This window comes from Streptomyces sp. NPDC006551, assembly GCF_040611675.1.
Lineage (GTDB): Bacteria > Actinomycetota > Actinomycetes > Streptomycetales > Streptomycetaceae > Streptomyces.
Genome location: NZ_JBEXOT010000007.1, coordinates 16,129 through 35,373, shown reverse-complemented (window position 1 = coordinate 35,373; position 19,245 = coordinate 16,129). Strand labels below are relative to the sequence as shown.

The window sequence follows — 19,245 nt, the reverse complement described above, 5'->3', positions numbered from 1 at the left end:
GCGGAAGATCAGGCGGGCCTTACTAAGTACGGCCTGCCTTGCTGGCGCGCCCCTTACATCGCGCGTACTTTCGAGGTGTTGAGGGCGGCGGGGTCTGTCCGGACCGCCGGAAAGTCAGGGGAGAAGCATGTCCATCATCGAAGCCGAGGCGCCACTTCACGAGGCCCACCGCGACAACCACACGCACCGCGACGTGAACGGCGGCTGGCTCCGGCCCGCGGTGTTCGGGGCGATGGACGGACTGGTCTCCAACCTGGCTCTGATGACCGGTGTCGCCGGTGGCGCGGTCTCCCAGCAGACCATCGTCATCACGGGACTCGCGGGGCTCGCGGCCGGCGCCTTCTCGATGGCCGCCGGAGAGTACACCTCGGTCGCCTCGCAGCGGGAGCTCGTCCAGGCGGAACTGGACGTCGAGCGCCGTCAGTTGCGCAAGCACCCCGTCGACGAGATGGAGGAGCTCGCCGCGCTGTACGTCTCCCGCGGTGTCGAGCCCCCGCTCGCCCGCGAGGTGGCGATGCAGCTCTCCAGGGACCCGGAGCAGGCGCTGGAGATCCACGCCCGCGAGGAGCTGGGCATCGACCCCGACGACCTGCCGTCGCCGATGGTCGCCGCGGTCTCCTCGTTCGGTTCGTTCGCCCTGGGCGCCCTTCTTCCCGTACTGCCGTATCTGCTCGGTGCCACCGCGCTCTGGCCGGCTCTGCTGCTCGCGCTCTTCGGGCTTTTCGCCTGTGGTGCGCTGGTGGCCCGGGTGACGGCCCGCAGCTGGTGGTTCAGCGGACTGCGCCAGCTGGTCCTCGGCGGCGCGGCGGCGGCCGTGACGTACGGACTCGGGATGCTCTTCGGCGCCGCGCTCTGACCATGGGCCATGGGCGCTGACCCGCGATTCCTGGAGGGGACCCCGCCCTGTGGCGGGGTCCCCTCCAGGGTGCTGTGATGTATATCCCCTGGGCGGATCCGCCGCTCAAGTGAGACACTATGCATAGCGCTGAATATGTAGCCGTTACTCGGCGGTTTCGAGTCGATGACCACCGGGCATGAGGCGTAAGCGCTGCGGGCAATGAGGCTCGCTCCGCGATGGGTCGTCGAACCCCTTCCAACGCCGCAAGATCGACCTGTCCCCACGTGAACCAACGCCACCGCTCCGTGTCAGCGGTGTCCGCATGCTGGAATGAGCTATCCGCTTCCCGAGAAGCCAGCCATCATGTAACCTGCACGAAATTTCGCGGAGGGCCAACGTCGTCCCTCGGCTGCTGCATATGCCACGACGACGACGGGAGAGCCGATGCGTTCCGACGCCTGGTCGCCCATGGACGGTCGCCCCGCTCCGCAGGGGATGTACGACCCCCGTAACGAACACGACGCCTGCGGTGTCGGGTTCGTGGCCACCCTCACCGGTGTAGCCAGCCACACACTGGTCGAGCAGGCGCTGACCGTACTGCGCAATCTCGAACACCGCGGCGCCACCGGCTCCGAGCCCGACTCGGGAGACGGCGCCGGCATCCTGCTCCAGGTCCCCGACGCCTTCCTGCGCGAGGTCACCGACTTCGACCTTCCGGCCGCCGGCGCGTACGCCGTCGGTATCGCCTTCCTTCCTGCCGACGGCTCCGCACAGGCCGTCTCGCAGATCGAGACGATCGCCGCCGAAGAAGGTCTGAACGTCCTCGGCTGGCGCGAGGTCCCCGTCGCCCCCGAGCTGCTCGGCGCCTCCGCCCGCTCCACCATGCCGGTCTTCCGTCAGCTCTTCGTCGCCGACGGCGACAGCGAGGGCATCGTCCTCGACCGCAAGGCGTTCGTGCTGCGCAAGCGCGCCGAGCGCGAGGCCGGGACGTACTTCCCGTCGCTCTCCGCCCGCACCATCGTCTACAAGGGCATGCTGACCACCGGCCAGCTGGAGCCCTTCTTCCCGGACCTGTCGGACCGCCGCTGCGCCACCGCCGTGGCCCTGGTCCACTCCCGGTTCTCCACCAACACCTTCCCGAGCTGGCCGCTGGCCCACCCGTACCGCTTCGTCGCGCACAACGGCGAGATCAACACGGTCAAGGGCAACCGCAACTGGATGGTGGCCCGCGAGTCCCAGCTCGTCTCCGACCTCTTCGGCGAGAGCACGGACGGCAAGAGCCTGGAGCGGATCTTCCCGATCTGCACCCCGGACGCCTCCGACTCCGCCTCCTTCGACGAGGTCCTGGAGCTGCTCCACCTCGGCGGGCGCTCCCTCCCGCACAGCGTCCTGATGATGGTCCCGGAGGCGTGGGAGAACCACGACACCATGGACCCGGCCCGGCGCGCCTTCTACCAGTACCACTCCACGATGATGGAGCCCTGGGACGGCCCCGCGTGCGTCACCTTCACCGACGGCGTCCAGGTCGGCGCGGTCCTCGACCGCAACGGTCTGCGCCCCGGCCGCTACTGGGTCACCGACGAGGGCCTCGTCGTCCTCTCCTCCGAGGTCGGCGTCCTCGACATCGACCCCGCCAAGGTCGTCCGCAAGGGCCGCCTGCAGCCCGGCAAGATGTTCCTCGTCGACACCGCCGAGCACCGCATCATCGAGGACGACGAGATCAAGGCCGGCCTCGCCGCCGAACTCCCCTACCAGGAGTGGCTGGAGACCGGCGAGATCGAGCTCTCCGACCTCCCCGAGCGCGAGCACATCGTCCACACCCACGCCTCGGTCACCCGCCGCCAGCAGACCTTCGGCTACACCGAGGAAGAGCTCCGCGTCATCCTCGCCCCGATGGCCCGCACCGGCGGCGAGCCGCTCGGCTCCATGGGTACGGACTCCCCGATCGCGGCCCTGTCCGAGCGCCCCCGGCTGCTCTTCGACTACTTCACCCAGCTCTTCGCGCAGGTCACGAACCCGCCGCTGGACGCCATCCGGGAAGAGCTGGTGACGAGCCTGCGCTCCTCGCTGGGCCCGCAGGGCAACCTCCTGGAGCCGACCGCGGCCTCCTGCCGCAGCGTCACCCTGCCCTTCCCGGTGATCGACAACGACGAGCTGGCCAAGCTCATCCACATCAACGCCGACGGCGACATGCCCGGGATGAAGGCCGTGACCCTGTCCGGCCTGTACCGGGTCTCCGGCGGAGGCGACGCGCTCGCCGCCCGCATCGAGGAGATCTGCGCCGAGGCCGACGCGGCGATCGAGGGCGGCGCCCGCCTGATCGTCCTCTCCGACCGGCACTCCGACGCCGAGCACGCGCCCATCCCGTCGCTGCTGCTCACCGCGGCCGTCCACCACCACCTCATCCGCACCAAGCAGCGCACCCAGGTGGGCCTGCTGGTCGAGGCCGGCGACGTCCGCGAGGTCCACCACGTGGCCCTCCTCATCGGGTACGGCGCCGCCGCCGTCAACCCGTACCTCGCCATGGAGTCGGTCGAGGACCTGGTCCGCGCCGGCACCTTCATCGAGGGCCTGGAGCCCGAGCAGGCCATCCGGAACCTGATCTACGCCCTCGGCAAGGGCGTCCTCAAGGTCATGTCCAAGATGGGCATCTCGACCGTCGCCTCCTACCGCGGCGCCCAGGTCTTCGAGGCCGTCGGCCTCGACGAGGCCTTCGTCCACAAGTACTTCAACGGCACCGCCACCAAGATCGGCGGCGCCGGACTCGACGTCGTCGCCAAGGAGGTGGCCGCCCGCCACGCCAAGGCGTACCCCGTCTCCGGCGTCCCCTCCGCGCACCGCGCGCTGGACATCGGCGGCGAGTACCAGTGGCGCCGCGAGGGCGAGCCGCACCTGTTCGACCCGGAGACCGTCTTCCGCCTGCAGCACGCCACGCGCAACAAGCGGTACGACATCTTCAAGAAGTACACGGACCGGGTGAACGAGCAGTCCGAGCGCCTGATGACGCTCCGCGGCCTGTTCGGCTTCACCTCCGACCGCCCCTCGATCCCGCTCGACGAGGTCGAGCCGGTCTCCGAGATCGTCAAGCGGTTCTCGACCGGCGCCATGTCGTACGGCTCGATCTCCCGCGAGGCGCACGAGACCCTCGCCATCGCCATGAACCAGCTGGGCGGCAAGTCCAACACCGGTGAGGGCGGCGAGGACCCGGAGCGCCTGTACGACCCGGCGCGCCGCTCCTCCATCAAGCAGGTCGCCTCCGGCCGCTTCGGTGTCACGAGCGAGTACCTGGTCAACGCGGACGACATCCAGATCAAGATGGCGCAGGGCGCCAAGCCCGGCGAGGGCGGCCAGCTGCCCGGCCACAAGGTCTACCCGTGGGTCGCCAAGACGCGTCACTCGACGCCCGGCGTCGGCCTCATCTCGCCGCCGCCGCACCACGACATCTACTCCATCGAGGACCTGGCCCAGCTGATCCACGACCTCAAGAACGCCAACCCGGCGGCCCGCATCCACGTGAAGCTGGTCTCCGAGGTCGGTGTCGGCACGGTCGCCGCGGGTGTCTCCAAGGCGCACGCGGACGTCGTCCTCATCTCCGGCCACGACGGCGGTACGGGCGCTTCTCCGCTGACGAGTCTCAAGCACGCGGGCGGTCCCTGGGAGCTCGGCCTCGCCGAGACCCAGCAGACCCTGCTGCTCAACGGCCTGCGCGACCGGATCGTCGTCCAGACCGACGGCCAGCTCAAGACCGGCCGTGACGTCGTCATCGCCGCGCTGCTCGGCGCCGAGGAGTTCGGTTTCGCGACCGCGCCGCTCGTCGTCTCCGGCTGCGTCATGATGCGCGTCTGCCACCTGGACACCTGCCCGGTCGGCATCGCCACCCAGAACCCGGTCCTGCGCGACCGCTTCTCCGGCAAGGCCGAGTACGTCGTCAACTTCTTCGAGTTCATCGCCGAAGAGGTCCGCGAACTCCTCGCCGAGCTGGGCTTCCGTACCCTCGAAGAGGCCGTCGGCCACGCCGAGCTGCTCGACACCAGCCGCGCGGTCACGCACTGGAAGGCGCAGGGCCTCGACCTGGCTCCGCTCTTCCACGTGCCCGAGCTGCCCGAGGGCGCGGTCCGCCACGCCCTGATCGAGCAGGACCACGGTCTGGAGAAGGCCCTCGACAACGAGCTGATCGAGCTCGCCGCCGAGGCGCTGGGCGCGGCTTCCGCCGAGGAGGCGCAGCCGGTCCGGGCCCAGGTCGCGATCCGCAACATCAACCGTACGGTCGGCACCATGCTCGGCCACGAGGTGACGAAGAAGTTCGGCGGCGCCGGTCTGCCCGCCGACACCATCGACATCACCTTCACCGGCTCCGCCGGCCAGTCCTTCGGCGCCTTCCTGCCGGCCGGTGTCACCCTCCGCCTGGAGGGCGACGCCAACGACTACGTCGGCAAGGGCCTCTCCGGCGGCCGCGTGATCGTCCGCCCGGACCGGGGCGCCGACCACCTGGCCGAGTACTCGACCATCGCGGGCAACACCATCGCGTACGGCGCGACCGGCGGCGAGCTGTTCCTGCGCGGCCGCACCGGCGAGCGCTTCTGCGTCCGCAACTCCGGCGCGCTGGTCGTCTCGGAGGGCGTGGGCGACCACGGCTGCGAGTACATGACCGGCGGTACGGCGGTCGTCCTCGGCGAGACGGGCCGTAACTTCGCGGCCGGCATGTCCGGCGGCGTCGCGTACGTCGTCGACCTCGACCGGGACAACGTCAACTCCGGCAACCTGGAGGCGATCGAGGCCCCGTCGGACTCCGACAAGGCCTGGCTGCACGATGTCGTGCGCCGCCACCACGAGGAAACGGGTTCGACCGTCGCCGAGAAGCTCCTCGCCGACTGGTCCGTCAACGTGGGCCGTTTCAGCAAGATCATCCCCACCACGTACAAGGCAGTGCTCGCCGCCAAGGACGCCGCTGAGCTCGCCGGTCTCTCCGAGGCCGAGACCACCGAGAAGATGATGGAGGCGGCGACCAATGGCTGACCCCAAGGGCTTCCTGACCACCGGGCGCGAGGTCGCCAAGACCCGGCCGGTGGGCGAGCGAGTCAAGGACTGGAACGAGGTCTACGTTCCCGGCTCCCTGCTGCCGATCATCAGCAAGCAGGCCGGCCGCTGCATGGACTGCGGCATCCCGTTCTGCCACAACGGCTGCCCGCTCGGGAACCTCATCCCCGAGTGGAACGACTACGCCTACCGCGAGGACTGGGCGCAGGCGTCCGAGCGGCTGCACGCCACCAACAACTTCCCGGAGTTCACCGGCCGTCTGTGCCCGGCTCCGTGCGAGGCCGCGTGCGTGCTCGGCATCAACCAGCCGGCCGTCACCATCAAGAACGTCGAAGTCTCCATCATCGACAAGGCGTGGGACGGCAACGACGTCAAGCCGCAGGCGCCCGAGCGTCTGTCCGGCAAGACCGTCGCGGTCATCGGCTCGGGTCCGGCGGGTCTCGCCGCGGCCCAGCAGCTGACCCGGGCCGGCCACACGGTCGCCGTGTTCGAGCGCGCCGACCGCGTCGGCGGCCTGCTGCGCTACGGCATCCCCGAGTTCAAGATGGAGAAGCGGCACATCAACCGCCGCATCGAGCAGATGCGCGCGGAGGGTACGAAGTTCCGCACCGGCGTGGAGATCGGCCGCGACATCACGGCGAGGGACCTGCGCAAGCGGTACGACGCCGTGGTCATCGCCGCGGGCGCCACGACCGCCCGTGACCTGCCCGTCCCGGGCCGGGAGCTGAACGGCATCCACCAGGCGATGGAGTACCTGCCGCTCGCCAACAAGGTCGTCGAGGGCGACTTCGTCACTCCGCCGATCACGGCCGAGGGCAAGCACGTCGTCGTCATCGGCGGCGGCGACACGGGTGCGGACTGCGTGGGCACCGCCCACCGCCAGGGCGCTGCCTCGGTCACGCAGCTGGAGATCATGCCGCGTCCGGGCGAGGAGCGGGCGGCCGGCCAGCCCTGGCCTACCTTCCCGATGCTCTACAAGGTCACCTCGGCGCACGAGGAGGGCGGCGAGCGGGTCTACTCCGTCTCCACCACCCACTTCGAGGGCGACGAGGACGGCAACGTCCAGTTCCTGCACCTGGTCGAGGTCGAGTTCGTCGAGGGCAAGCTGACGCAGAAGCCCGGCACCGAGCGGAAGATCCCGGCGCAGCTCGTCACGCTCGCGATGGGCTTCACGGGCACGGACGTCGAGAACGGGCTCGTCTCGCAGTTTGGTCTGGACCTCGACGAGCGAGGTAACATCGCTCGCGACGCGGACTTCGCCACCAACGTCGACGGCGTGTTCGTGGCCGGCGACGCGGGCCGCGGCCAGTCGCTGATCGTCTGGGCGATCGCCGAGGGCCGCTCGGCGGCGCGCGGAGTCGACCGCTTCCTGACGGGTGCGAGCGACCTCCCGGCCCCGATCCGCCCGACGGACCGTGCCCTGACGGTCTGACCCCGGGGTCCGACGACCCCACCTGACGTCCCGTACAACGGAGTACGGAACTGAGCGCGGCGCCTGCCCCACTGTCCCCGACCGGACGACTGGGCGGGCGCCGCGGCGCGTTCCGAACGGCCCGTCGCTACTGCATGCTCATACGGTGCGGGTGCCACGGGTCCGACGGGCAGACGAAGGCCCGGTACTCGCCGTCGCGGCCCACGCTGACCCCCGTCGCCGGCGCCACCGGCGGGTACGGTCCCCAACTGCCCCCGGAGTCGTAGGAGTCGATGGTCAACAGGACCCGCATCTCACTGCCGCAGGCGGCGCAGTACACCCGTACGAGATCGGTCCTGTGCCAGGAGTCCCAGCCGCCGACCTTCCAGCCGGGCGCGAGTGAGAGATCGTACTGGTACCAGGGTGCCGCCTCCCCGGCCCGCTCGCGGAACGCGTCCTCCCAGGCATCGATCCGCTCGACGAGGTCCGAGGGCAGATAGTCCGCGAAGGGGTACTCCACGACCTGCTCCGGATACAGCACGCACGGCCTCGGCAGATATCCCGTCCGTTCCACGATCGGCGGCTCCGGTTGTACGGACAGGGGGTCGGTGACGTCCGCCGCCCGCCGCCAGCGCAGACGGGTCGACGGGCCGAAGTGACTGGATCCGCCGTCCTCGTGGCCGGTGAAGGGGCACCACAGCACCTGGAGCAGATCCGTCCCCGGCGGGGCGAAGGCCGCCAGGTCGGGCACGTCCCGGGCGTAGAACTGGGCGAGGGCGAGCAGGGGGAGCGGGGTTCCGTCATGCCGGTCCGGCTGGTAGCCGGACAGGGACATCTCATCGAGTTCCGCGCGCTCGGCGTCGGTGTAGGGCACGCCGTCGGCGCCGGCCGGCCGGGGGCGCGCCCAGGCCGTCTCGACGATCGTCTCGTACCGCCGCGCCCGCTCCGGCCGTACGCCCGGCACCCTGCCGTGTTCACGGCAGACGGGCCACTCCTCGTCCGCCGGCCACAGCAGCGGCCCGCCCACCGAACTGTCGGCGGCCGTCGGCGCACCCCGGCGTGGGTGCAGCCGGGTGCCGGTCCGGGCGAAGGGCGCCAGTTCGGGGAAGGGGATCGTGATGTCGAGCGGACGGTACGGGGTGGTGGGCCTCACTCGCACAGGCTAGCGAGCCACGCCGCCGCATATGGGCCGTGGATACACGCTCCGGATTCGACCCTCCCGGGTGATCACGTACGCTCGGCACCTCGTAGGGGCACGATGGAGGGGAGGCGTCCGTGGCGCTGAGTCTGCGCAAGGTCGAGGAGTCCGCACCCGCGCTGGTGAGTCTGTACAAGTCGGCCGGGGTCTCGCTCCAGAAGCACGGCATGAGCGGACAGCGCGTCGCCGTCTATCTCGTGCTCGACTACTCGGGCTCGATGAAGCCGTACTACCAGGACGGCAGCGTCCAGGCGCTCGCCGACCGGGTGCTGGGGCTCTCGGCGAATCTGGACGACGACGGGCGGGTGCCGGTCGTGTTCTTCTCCACCGACATCGACGCCGAGACCGACATCGCGCTCGACGACCACGAGGGCCGGATCGACCGGATCGTCGCCGGGCTCGGCCATATGGGCAAGACGAGTTACCACCTGGCGATGGACGCGGTCATCGACCACTATCTCGACAGCGGCGCCACGGCCCCCGCGCTCGTCGTCTTCCAGACCGACGGCGGGCCGATCAACAAGCTCGCCGCCGAGCGCTATCTGTGCAAGGCGGCGCGGCTGCCGCTCTTCTGGCAGTTCATCGGTTTCGGCGACCCGGGCAGCCGGCAGTTCGAGTTCCTGCGCAAGCTGGACGAGCTGGCGGTCCCGGCCAAGCGGCCCGTCGACAACGCCGGCTTCTTCCACGCGGGCAAGGACCCGCGCCGGGTCCCGGACGCGGAGCTGTACGACCGGATCGTCGCGGAGTTCCCCGTCTGGCTGTCCGCGGCGCGGGCCCGGGGCATCGTGCGGCCGTGACGCCCGGGGCGTAATCCACTGGCCGGAGCGGCTCCCCGTGCGGAAGGGTGAGGCCATGGCATCTCTGGTGAGACATGTGACGATCGACAGCTCCGACGCCTACGCCCTGGCCACGTTCTGGGCCGCGGCGCTGGATTCCCGGCTTTCCGACGACGACCAGCCGGGCGACGAGGAGGCGCTGGTGGAGGCGCCCGGCGCCGCGCTCCTCTTCGTGACCGTGCCCGAGAAGAAGTCGGTCAAGAACCGGGTCCACCTCGATCTCCAGCCGCAGGACCGCACCCGCGACGAGGAGGTCGAGCGGCTGCTGAAGCTGGGCGCGACGCTGGTGAGCGACCGGCGGAACGCCGACGGGACGGGCTGGGCGACGCTGGCCGATCCCGAGGGCAACGAGTTCTGCGTGGAGCGTTCCGCCGGCGAACGCGCGGAGTAATCCGGACAGGAGATGTCGGGTATCCGGTGTTCCCTCGAACCATGAGCAGCACAGAGACCGCGGGGAACACCGCACAGACCTGGTCGGCCTTCGCCGCCGCCGAGCCCGAGCTCGCCGCGACCGTACGGGAGCGCTTCGGCCGCTACACCCATCACGTTCTCGCGACCGTACGGAAGGACGGCTCGCCACGCCTCACCGGCCTCGAAGTGAACTTCCGCTTCGAGGAGTTGTGGCTCGCGATGATGCCGAACTCCCGCAAGGCGCTCGACCTCCGGCGCGACCCGCGGTGCTCGCTGCTCGCCAACCCGGGCGGCGGGACCGACATGGACGGCGGCGACGTCCGCGTCTCCGGGCGGGCCACCGAGGTCACCGACCCGGAGACTCTCGAGCGGTTCGCGACGGAGGTCGGCGCGCCGCCGCCGTTCCACCTCTTCCTGGTGGAGCCGACGGAGGTGGTCCGCACCTCCGTCGAGGGCGACGAGCTGGTCGTCCGCACCTGGACGCCGGGACGGCCGGTACGCACGATCCGGCGCGGCAACGACGACAGCCCGCCGCGTGAGGACTCATGACCGGGCGGTCATGACGCACCCAGCACCAGGGCCCGGCACCGGGACGGGGCGCCCCAGGCGTCCCGCAGCGGCCGGGCCTTGCGCAGCCAGAGGGAGAGGTCGAGCTCCTCGGTGTAGCCGACGGCGCCGTGGATCCGCAGCGCGGTGAGGGCCGCGGCGTGGGCCGCCTCGCCGGCCGAGACCTTCGCGGCGGCCAGATCGGCGCGCTCGAAGGTCAGCGCCGCTCCGAACAACAGCGGGCGGGCGAACTCCAAGCCGATCAGCGTGTCCGCCAGCCGGTGCTTGACCGCCTGGAACGACCCGATCGCCGTGCCGAACTGCGTGCGCCGCTTGGCGTACGCGACCGTCCGGTCGAGCAGGGTCAGCCCCACCCCCACCGACTGGGCGGCCGTCGCGAGCATCGCCCAGCGCACGGCGTGCTCGGCGGCGGCGGTGACGGCGGGGCCGGAGGCGAGCAGCCTCCCGCCGGGCGCGGGCCGCGCGAGGCGCCGGGCCGGATCGGCGGACGCCCGCACGGGACCGTGGCCGGGGGCGATCCGGAGTTCGTCGCCGGTGACCACCAGCGTGAGCGCGGCGACGTCCGCGTCGAGCGCGCGGCCGCCGGCCGCCACGGGCGGCGCCAGCGTCGTCACCGTCTCGCCGGAGGCGATGCCCGGCAACAGCCGCTTCGCCGGGCCGTCATCGCCCCGGCGCGCCAGCTCCGCGAGCAGGGCCGCCGCCGCGGTCGTCTCGACGACCGGGCCCGGCACCCCGTGGCGGCCCAGCTCCACGAAGGCCAGGGCCACTTCGACGGGCAGCGGGCCCACCCCCTCGTACGGCTCAGGGACCGCGAGGGCGAACACGCCCGCCTCCGCGAGCCGCGTCCACAGCGCGAGCCCCGGCTCCGGGGACCCCGCACCCCACGCCCGTACCACCGCCGGAGTGTCCGCGGACGTGAGCATCGCGTCCAGCGAGCGCGTGAAGGCGCGCTGTTCCTCGGTGGGCAGGAACCTCATCGGCGGCGGCCCTTCGGCAGGCCGAGCAGCCGCTCGGCGATGATGTCGCGCTGGATCTCGTTCGTCCCCGCGTAGATCGGCCCCGCCAGCGCGAAGACGTACCCCTCGGCCCACTCCCCGTCCGTCAACTCCCCCTCCGCCCCCAGCAGATCGAGCGCCGTCTCGTGCAGTGCGATGTCGTACTCCGACCAGAAGACCTTGTTGAGGCTCGACTCGGCCCCGATCGTCGCGCCCGCCGCGAAGCGCGCCGCCCCGCCCGCAGTGAAGAGCTGGTACGCCCGCGCCCCGATCACCGCGTCCGCCACCCGGTCCCGCACGCCCGGGTCCGCACCGGTCGTGTGCCACAGCCGTACGAGACGGTCGGCGGCGGCCAGGAAGCGGCCGGGGGAGCGGAGCGTCAGCCCGCGTTCGTTGCCGGTCGTGGACATCGCGATCCGCCAGCCCTGGCCGGGCTCCCCGATCACGTCCTCGTCCGGCACGAAGACCTCGTCGAGGAAGAGTTCGGCGAAGGCCGGCTTCCCGTCGAGCCGTCCGATGGGCCGGACGGTCACCCCCGGCGCCCGCAGGTCGAACATCAGGTACGTCAGCCCCCGGTGCGGGCGGTCGGCGGCCGGGTCGCTGCGGAAGATGCCGAAGGCCCGGTCGGCGAAGGCCGCCCGCGACGACCAGGTCTTCTGCCCGGACAGCAGCCAGCCGCCCTCCGTGCGGACCGCCCGCGAGGTCAGTGAGGCCAGGTCCGAGCCGGACTCGGGCTCGGACCACGCCTGGGCCCAGACGACCTCACCGGTCGCCATCGACGGCAGGACACGCGCCCGCTGTTCCTCGGTGGCGTGGTCGAAGAGGGTGGGGGCCAGCAGGTTGATGCCGTTCTGCGACACCCGGCCGGGCGCCCCCGCCGCGTAGTACTCCTCCTCGAAGATCAGCCACCGGAAGATGTCGGCGTCCCGGCCGCCGTACCGCTCGGGCCAGGTAACCACCGACCAGCGGTCGGTGGCGAGCTCCGCCTCCCACGCGCGATGGGCCGCGAAGCCCTCCTCGGTCTCCAGGGACGGCAGCGGTTCGTCAGGGACGTGGGCGCGGAGCCACTCCCGCGCCCGCGCGCGGAAGTCCTCCTCGTCCGCGGTGTACGTCAGATCCATCAGGCGCCCGCCTCCTTCATCGCCGCCTCCTTCATCGCCGTCACGTCCATTCCGGCGAGCGAGTCGGCGGCGGTCTCCGCGTTGTGCGCGTGGGCGAGGTGGTGCAGGCCGAAGGCCGAGTCCAGGCCGGAGTGCAGACCCTGGAGGTCCTCGGCCTGGTTCACCGCCCGTTTGGTGAGGGCGAGTCCGAGCCGGGGCATCTCCGCGATCCGCAGTGCCAGCCGGTCGGTGGCCGCGGCCAGTTCCTCGCGGGGCACGACCCGGTTGACCATGCCGATCTCGTACGCCCGGCGGGCCGTCATCCGGTCCCCGGTGTAGAGGAACTCCTTGGCGATCCTCGGCGGCATCACCCAGGGGTGGGCGAAGTACTCGACGCCCGGGATGCCCATCCGTACGACCGGGTCGGCGAAGAACGCGTCCTCGCTCGCCACGATCAGGTCGCAGATCCAGGCCAGCATCAACCCGCCCGCGACGCAGGCGCCCCGGACGGAGGCGACGACCGGCTTGGGCAGTTCGCGCCAGCGCCGGCACATGCCCAGATAGACCTCCGACTCGCGGGCGAAGCGGGACTCGGCGCCCTGCCGGCCGGAGTGGTCCCACCACAGTCCGGCCCGTCGCTCGAAGGGCAGATGGGCGTCGCGCCCGGGGCTGCCGATGTCGTGGCCCGCGGAGAAGTGCTCGCCCGCACCGGCCAGGACGACGACCTTCACCTCGGGGTCCTCGGCCGCGCGGTAGAAGGCGGCGTCGAGGGCGTAGGTCATCGCGGAGTTCTGGGCGTTGCGGTAGCGGGGGCGGTTGAGGGTGACGTACGCGACCGGGCCGCGCGTTTCGAGGAGAACGGGATCGTCGGTCATCCGGGCATCCTTCCCTAACAAGTGTTTGGTAGGTTAACGTACGGCCATGAACAGCGTCGAGGAGTTCCGCACCGGGATACGGGACTGGCTGCGAGCCCACCTCACCGGCGAGTTCGCCGGCCTCAAGGGCCTCGGCGGTCCCGGTCGCGAACACGAGGCGTTCGCCGAACGCCTCGCCTGGGAACGGCACTTGGCCGCACACGGCTGGACCTGCGTCGGCTGGCCGAAGGAGCACGGCGGACGCGGCGCGAGCATCGAGGAGCAGATCGCCTTCCACGAGGAGTACGCCCTCGCCGACGCCCCCGCCCGCGTCAACCACATCGGCGAACAGCTCCTCGGCCCCACGCTCATCGCCTACGGCACACCGGAGCAGAAGGCCCGTTTCCTCCCCCCGATCCGGGCCGTCGAGGAGCTCTGGTGCCAGGGCTACAGCGAACCGGACGCCGGCTCCGACCTCGCCGCCGTCCGCACCCGCGCCACCCGCGACGGCGACACCTGGGTGGTGCACGGCCAGAAGATCTGGACCTCCCTCGCCCACGAGTCCCAGTGGTGCTTCGTCGTCGCCCGCACCGAACCCGGCTCGCGACGGCACGCCGGACTCTCCTACCTCCTCGTCCCGATGGACCAGCCGGGCGTCGAGGTCCGGCCGATCACCCAGCTCACCGGCACCAGCGAATTCAACGAGGTCTTCTTCGACGGGGCCCGCACCGACGCCGCCCACGTCGTCGGCGCACCCGGCGACGGCTGGCGGATCGCGATGGCCACCCTCGGCTTCGAACGCGGCGTCTCCACCCTGGGCCAGCAGGTCGGATTCCGCCGGGAGCTGGAAGGGCTCATCGCCCTCGCCCGGCGCAACGGCGCGATCGCCGACCCGCACATCCGCGACCGGCTCGTCCGGTCATGGAGCGGACTCCAGACCATGCGCGCGAACGCCCTGTGCGGAACCGAACCCTCCGTGGCCAAGCTGTACTGGTCGCACTGGCACCGCGACCTCGGCGATCTCGCCATGGAGGTGTGCGGCGCCGCCTCCACGGTCGTGGCGGGCGAACCGTACGAACTCGACACCTGGCAGCGGCTGTTCCTCTTCTCCCGCGCCGACACCATCTACGCCGGATCGAGCGAGATCCAGCGGAACATCATCGCCGAGCGGGTGCTCGGCCTCCCGAAGGAGCCGCGCCCATGACACCGCCCGCCGCCCCCGACTACATACCGGGACACGGACTCCTCGCCGGCCGCACCGCCGTCGTCACCGCCGCCGCCGGAGCCGGCATCGGCGGCGCCACCGCCCGCCGATTCCTGGAGGAGGGCGCCAGGATCCTCGTCAGCGACGCCCACGCCCGCCGCCTGAAGGAGACCGAGGCCGCGCTCGGCACCGAGTTCGGCGCCGACCGCGTCGACTCCCTGCCCTGCGACGTCACCGACGAGAGTCAGGTCCAGGCGCTGTACGGAACCGCCGTACGGCTCCACGGCGGCCTGGACATCGTCGTCAACAACGCCGGCCTCGGCGGGACCGCCGACCTCGTCGACATGACCGACGAACAGTGGACGCGGGTCCTCGACGTCACCCTGAACGGCACCTTCCGCTGCACCCGGGCCGCACTGCGCCACTTCAGGGACTCCGGCCGCCCCGGCGCCGTCGTCAACAACGCCTCCGTCGTCGGCTGGCGCGCCCAGGCCGGCCAGGCCCACTACGCCGCCGCCAAGGCCGGCGTCATGGCCCTGACCCGCTGCGCGGCCGTCGAGGCGGCCGCGTACGGCGTCCGCGTCAACGCCGTCTCGCCCTCGCTCGCCATGCACCCCCACCTGGTCAAGGTCACCTCGGCGGAACTCCTGGAGGAACTGACCGCCCGCGAGGCCTTCGGGCGGTACGCCGAACCCTGGGAGATCGCCAACGTCATCGTCTTCCTCGCCAGCGGCTACTCCTCCTACATGACCGGCGAGACCGTCTCCGTCAGCAGCAGGCATCCATAGGACGAGAATGGTGACGTGCCGACGAACACGCCAAACAGCAAGCCGAGCAGCAAGCCGACCAGGCCGGGCGGCAAGCCGAGCAGCCCCAAGAAGACCCAGGTGACCGCCTCGCCCGAGCGGCGCCGCGAACTCCTCGACACCGCCGCCGAGGTCTTCGCCGCCCAGGGCTACAACGCCACCACCGTCCGCAAGATCGCGGACGCCGCCGGCATGCTCGCCGGCAGCCTCTACTACCACTTCGATTCCAAGGAATCGATGCTCGACGAGATCCTCTCCACCTTCCTGGCCGAACTGTGGGAGGGGTACGACGCCGTCCTCGCCGCCGGCCTCGGCCCCAGGGAGACCATCGAGGCCCTCGTCACCGAATCCTTCCGGGAGATCGACCGGCACCGCGCCGCCGTCGCCATCTACCAGAAGGAGTCCAGGCACCTCACCGACCAGCCCCGCTTCCACTACCTCTCCGACTCGCAGCAGAAGTTCGAGAAGGCGTGGCTCGGCACCCTGGAGCGCGGCGTCGAGGCCCGGGTCTTCCGCGCCGACCTCGACATCCGGCTCACCTACCGGTTCGTGCGCGACACCGTCTGGGTCGCCGCGTCCTGGTACCGGCCGGGCGGACAGCACAGCCCGGAGGAGATCGCCCGCCAGTACCTCTCGATGGTCCTGGACGGAATCGCCGTACGCACCTGACCCGACCGTGTGAAGGAGCAGCCATGCCCGAGGCCTACATCGTCGAAGCGGTCCGCACCCCGGTGGGCCGCCGCCGGGGCGGGCTCTCCGCGGTCCACCCGGCGGACCTCGGCGCCCACGTCCTGAAAGCCCTCGTCGCACGCTCCGGCATCGACCCCGCCGCCGTCGACGACGTGGTCTTCGGCTGCCTCGACACCGTCGGCCCCCAGGCCGGCGACATCGCCCGTACGGCCTGGCTCGCCGCCGGCCTCCCCGAAACGGTCCCCGGGGTCACCGTCGACCGCCAGTGCGGCTCCTCCCAGCAGGCCGTCCACTTCGCCGCCCAGGGCGTGCTCTCCGGCACCCAGGACCTGGTCGTCGCGGGCGGCACCCAGAACATGTCGATGATCCCGATCGCCTACGCCTCCCGGCAGGCCGCCGAGCCGCTCGGTCTGACCGAGGGCCCGTACGCCGGCTCCGAAGGCTGGCGCGCCCGCTACGGCGACGCACCGGTCAACCAGTTCCACGGCGCCGAGCTGATCGCCGCCACCTGGGGCATCACCCGCCGTGACCAGGAAGAATTCGCCCTGCGCTCCCACGAGCGGGCCGTGCGCGCCATCGACGAGGGCCGCTTCGACCGGGAGACCGTCCCCTACGGCGACGTGACCGTCGACGAGGGCCCGCGCCGGGACACCACCCCGGAGAAGATGGCGGGTCTCGCTCCGGTCGTCCAGGGCGGCACCATCACCGCGGCCTGCTCGTCCCAGGTCTCCGACGGCGCCGCGGCGATGCTGCTCGCGAGCGAGCGGGCCGTCCGCGAACACGGGCTCACCCCGCGCGCCCGGGTCCACCACCTCTCGGTACGCGGCGAGGACCCGATCCGGATGCTGTCGGCGCCGATCCCGGCCACCGCGCACGCCCTGAGGAAGACGGGCATGACCATCGACGACATGGACCTGGTCGAGATCAACGAGGCCTTCGCCCCGGTCGTCCTCGCCTGGCTGAAGGAGACCGGAGCCGACCCGGCGCGCGTCAACGTCAACGGCGGCGCGATCGCCCTCGGCCACCCGCTGGGCGCCACCGGAGTCAAGCTGATGACGACCCTCCTGCACGAGCTGGAACGGACCGGCGGCCGCTTCGGCCTCCAGACCATGTGCGAGGGCGGCGGCCAGGCGAACGTGACGATCATCGAACGGCTGTGACGCCGGCGCGCGCGGCCCGTGTGACGCTCGTCGCTGTCCCGCCCTTCAGGGCGGGACGGCATGCTACTGTTCTCCCGTTGCTAGTTTTGGTACCCATGAACTTTATGTGCGCCTGACGGGAATGTTCCTTCAGGCGCAATTTTGTTTTCCGGACTCTCCGGGATGGGGCCCCTACCTGTTCAGGAGATACACATGGCTACTGGAACCGTGAAGTGGTTCAACTCGGAAAAGGGCTTCGGCTTCATCGAGCAGGACGGCGGCGGCGCCGACGTCTTCGCCCACTACTCCAACATCGCGACCTCCGGCTTCCGTGAGCTCCAGGAAGGCCAGAAGGTCACCTTCGACGTCACGCAGGGCCAGAAGGGCCCGCAGGCGGAGAACATCCTCCCCGCCTGATTGCCGTAACGCGTTTCTCGCAGCCGGGGCCCGCACCGCGCAGGTGCGGGTCCCGGCTCGCGCTGTGCTCAGGCCAGGAAGGCATTTCCCCATGACTCGCTCCGAAAAGCGGCCCCGCCGGGCCGCGGACTCCACTTCCGGAACCCCGTCCGGAAATGCCTCGGGCCGCCCCGCGCGCGCCTCCGGCAGCCGTAACGGCTCGGGCGGTGCCGGCTCGCGCCGCGGCGCCGGCACCGGTGCCCCCAAGGGCAGGGGCGGCGCCTCGCGCGGCCGCGGCCCGGCCACGCCTCCTCCGCCGCGTGAGTTCACCCTGCCGGAGACGCTGACCCCCGCGCTCCCCTCCGTCGAGTCCTTCGACGCCCTCGACATGCCCCCGGCGCTCGTCAAGACGCTCAACGCCCAGGGCGTGACCGAGCCCTTCCCGATCCAGGGCGCCACCCTGCCGAACTCGCTCGCCGGCCGGGACATCCTCGGCCGCGGCCGCACCGGCTCCGGCAAGACCCTCGCCTTCGGCCTCGCCCTGCTCGCCCGCACCGCCGGCCGCCGTGCCGAGCCCAAGGCGCCGCTCGCCATGGTCCTCGTGCCCACCCGCGAGCTCGCGCAGCAGGTGACCGACGCGCTCTCCCCGTACGCCACCTCCGTGCAGCTGCGGCTGGCCACCGTCGTCGGCGGCATGTCCATCACCAAGCAGGCCAACTCCCTGCGCCGCGGCGCCGAGGTCCTCGTCGCCACCCCCGGCCGTCTCAAGGACCTCATCGAGCGCGGCGACTGCCGTCTCGACCAGGTCGCGATCACGGTCCTGGACGAGGCCGACCAGATGGCCGACATGGGCTTCATGCCGCAGGTCGTCGCGCTGCTCAAGCAGGTCGAGCCCGACGGTCAGCGGATGCTGTTCTCGGCGACGCTCGACCAGAACATCGACCGGCTGGTGAAGATGTTCCTCACCGACCCGGTCGTGCACTCCGTCGACCCCTCGGCGGGCGCGGTGACGACGATGGAGCACCACCTCCTGTACGTCGCCGACGAGACCGACAAGAAGGCCGTCACCACCCGGATCGCGGCCCGCGACGGCCGCACGATCCTCTTCCTCGACACCAAGCGTGCCGTGGACCGGCTGGTCAAGCGGCTCCTCGCGAGCGGTGTACGCGCCTCCGGCCTGCACGGCGGCCGTTCCCAGCCGCAGCGCAACCGCACCCTGGACCAGTTCAAGAACGGCCTGGTCACCGTGCTGGTGGCGACCAACGTGGCGGCCCGCGGCATCCACGTCGACGACCTCGACCTGGTCGTGAACGTCGACCCGCCGATCGACCACAAGGACTATCTGCACCGCGGCGGCCGCACCGCCAGGGCCGGCGAGTCCGGCAGCGTCGTCACGCTCGTCCTGCCCGAGCAGAAGCGGGACATGAGCCGGCTCATGTCCAACGCGGGCATCAGCCCCCGCACGGCCCAGATCAAGTCGAGCGACGAGGAACTGACCCGCCTCACCGGTGCCCGGGAGCCCTCCGGCATACCGGTCGTCATCGAGGTCCCGCAGCCCACGCAGCCCGCCCAGGGCCGCAGCGGCGGGTCCAGGTCCGGCGCCCCGAGGACCGGCGGCCAGCGCTCGCGCCGCGGTGGCGGCGGGGCCGGCGGGGCCGGCGGACGCTCGCGTACGACCTCCACCGGCCGTACGGCCACGGGCGGCGGTTCCGCCACCCGCACCCGCAGCGGCGGCGGCGCTCGCCGGGGCGCGGCCTAGGAAA

At 71.4% G+C, this 19,245-nt stretch carries 16 protein-coding genes; 12 read left to right on the top strand and 4 right to left on the bottom strand.

The genetic code is table 11. The features are described 5' to 3' along the window. The first annotated feature begins 127 nt into the window (after positions 1-127). The 3 genes from ABZY12_RS10275 (at position 128) to ABZY12_RS10265 (ending at position 7,307) form a co-directional block, all read left to right on the top strand. Positions 128-856 (top strand): VIT1/CCC1 transporter family protein, encoded by a 729-nt coding sequence (locus tag ABZY12_RS10275; protein WP_356888858.1) that lies wholly within the window; start codon positions 128-130, stop codon positions 854-856. A 426-nt stretch (positions 857-1,282) separates the two neighbouring features. Then, positions 1,283-5,854 (top strand): glutamate synthase large subunit, encoded by a 4,572-nt coding sequence (gene gltB / locus ABZY12_RS10270; RefSeq protein ID WP_356888857.1) that lies wholly within the window; start codon positions 1,283-1,285, stop codon positions 5,852-5,854. After that, a complete protein-coding gene (locus ABZY12_RS10265) occupies positions 5,847-7,307 on the top strand; it encodes a glutamate synthase subunit beta (protein ID WP_356888856.1) in 1,461 nt (486 codons plus the stop codon). The genes gltB and ABZY12_RS10265 overlap by 8 nt, the downstream gene beginning before the upstream one ends. Positions 7,308-7,434: 127 nt before the next feature. On the opposite strand, the gene ABZY12_RS10260 is transcribed toward ABZY12_RS10265, so the two are convergent. Then, a complete protein-coding gene (locus tag ABZY12_RS10260) occupies positions 7,435-8,439 on the bottom strand; it encodes a hypothetical protein (protein WP_356888855.1) in 1,005 nt (334 codons plus the stop codon). A 122-nt stretch (positions 8,440-8,561) separates the two neighbouring features. Between ABZY12_RS10260 and ABZY12_RS10255 the strand changes: the two genes are divergently transcribed. Genes ABZY12_RS10255 through ABZY12_RS10245 form a run of 3 tightly spaced genes read left to right on the top strand, consistent with a single transcriptional unit; the run spans position 8,562 to position 10,280 of the window. Beyond that, entirely contained in the window at positions 8,562-9,281 is a 720-nt protein-coding gene (locus ABZY12_RS10255; protein ID WP_356888854.1) for a VWA domain-containing protein, read from the top strand. Between the two features lie 55 nt (positions 9,282-9,336). Beyond that, positions 9,337-9,711 (top strand): VOC family protein, encoded by a 375-nt coding sequence (locus ABZY12_RS10250; protein ID WP_356888853.1) that lies wholly within the window; start codon positions 9,337-9,339, stop codon positions 9,709-9,711. A 41-nt stretch (positions 9,712-9,752) separates the two neighbouring features. Next, the gene (locus tag ABZY12_RS10245) at positions 9,753-10,280 is read left to right on the top strand and encodes a pyridoxamine 5'-phosphate oxidase family protein (protein ID WP_356888852.1); all 528 of its coding nucleotides are present in this window, start codon (positions 9,753-9,755) and stop codon (positions 10,278-10,280) included. 8 nt (positions 10,281-10,288) lie between these two features. On the opposite strand, the gene ABZY12_RS10240 is transcribed toward ABZY12_RS10245, so the two are convergent. From ABZY12_RS10240 to ABZY12_RS10230, 3 genes are read right to left on the bottom strand one after another with little or no spacing between them, the layout of a single operon-like run. Further along, complete coding sequence (locus ABZY12_RS10240; protein WP_356888851.1) at positions 10,289-11,275, bottom strand: acyl-CoA dehydrogenase family protein; 987 nt, start codon at positions 11,273-11,275, stop codon at positions 10,289-10,291. After that, positions 11,272-12,414 (bottom strand): acyl-CoA dehydrogenase family protein, encoded by a 1,143-nt coding sequence (locus ABZY12_RS10235; protein WP_356888850.1) that lies wholly within the window; start codon positions 12,412-12,414, stop codon positions 11,272-11,274. The genes ABZY12_RS10240 and ABZY12_RS10235 overlap by 4 nt, the downstream gene beginning before the upstream one ends. Then, on the bottom strand, positions 12,414-13,268 hold the full coding sequence (locus tag ABZY12_RS10230) for an enoyl-CoA hydratase (protein WP_356888849.1): 855 nt from the start codon (positions 13,266-13,268) through the stop codon (positions 12,414-12,416). The genes ABZY12_RS10235 and ABZY12_RS10230 overlap by 1 nt, the downstream gene beginning before the upstream one ends. 46 nt (positions 13,269-13,314) lie before the next feature. Here ABZY12_RS10230 and ABZY12_RS10225 point away from each other — a divergent pair, with 46 nt between their 5' ends. The 6 genes from ABZY12_RS10225 (at position 13,315) to ABZY12_RS10200 (ending at position 19,241) form a co-directional block, all read left to right on the top strand. After that, complete coding sequence (locus tag ABZY12_RS10225) at positions 13,315-14,451, top strand: acyl-CoA dehydrogenase family protein (RefSeq protein WP_356888848.1); 1,137 nt, start codon at positions 13,315-13,317, stop codon at positions 14,449-14,451. Continuing rightward, positions 14,448-15,239 (top strand): SDR family oxidoreductase, encoded by a 792-nt coding sequence (locus ABZY12_RS10220; RefSeq protein WP_356888847.1) that lies wholly within the window; start codon positions 14,448-14,450, stop codon positions 15,237-15,239. The genes ABZY12_RS10225 and ABZY12_RS10220 overlap by 4 nt, the downstream gene beginning before the upstream one ends. Positions 15,240-15,338: 99 nt before the next feature. Further along, a complete protein-coding gene (locus ABZY12_RS10215; RefSeq protein ID WP_356889006.1) occupies positions 15,339-15,926 on the top strand; it encodes a TetR/AcrR family transcriptional regulator in 588 nt (195 codons plus the stop codon). Between the two features lie 23 nt (positions 15,927-15,949). Further along, the gene (locus tag ABZY12_RS10210; RefSeq protein ID WP_356888846.1) at positions 15,950-17,107 is read left to right on the top strand and encodes an acetyl-CoA C-acetyltransferase; all 1,158 of its coding nucleotides are present in this window, start codon (positions 15,950-15,952) and stop codon (positions 17,105-17,107) included. A 192-nt stretch (positions 17,108-17,299) separates the two neighbouring features. Continuing rightward, a complete protein-coding gene (locus tag ABZY12_RS10205; RefSeq protein ID WP_005318814.1) occupies positions 17,300-17,503 on the top strand; it encodes a cold-shock protein in 204 nt (67 codons plus the stop codon). 91 nt (positions 17,504-17,594) lie between these two features. After that, the gene (locus ABZY12_RS10200) at positions 17,595-19,241 is read left to right on the top strand and encodes a DEAD/DEAH box helicase (protein WP_356888845.1); all 1,647 of its coding nucleotides are present in this window, start codon (positions 17,595-17,597) and stop codon (positions 19,239-19,241) included. The last annotated feature ends 4 nt before the right edge of the window (positions 19,242-19,245 follow it).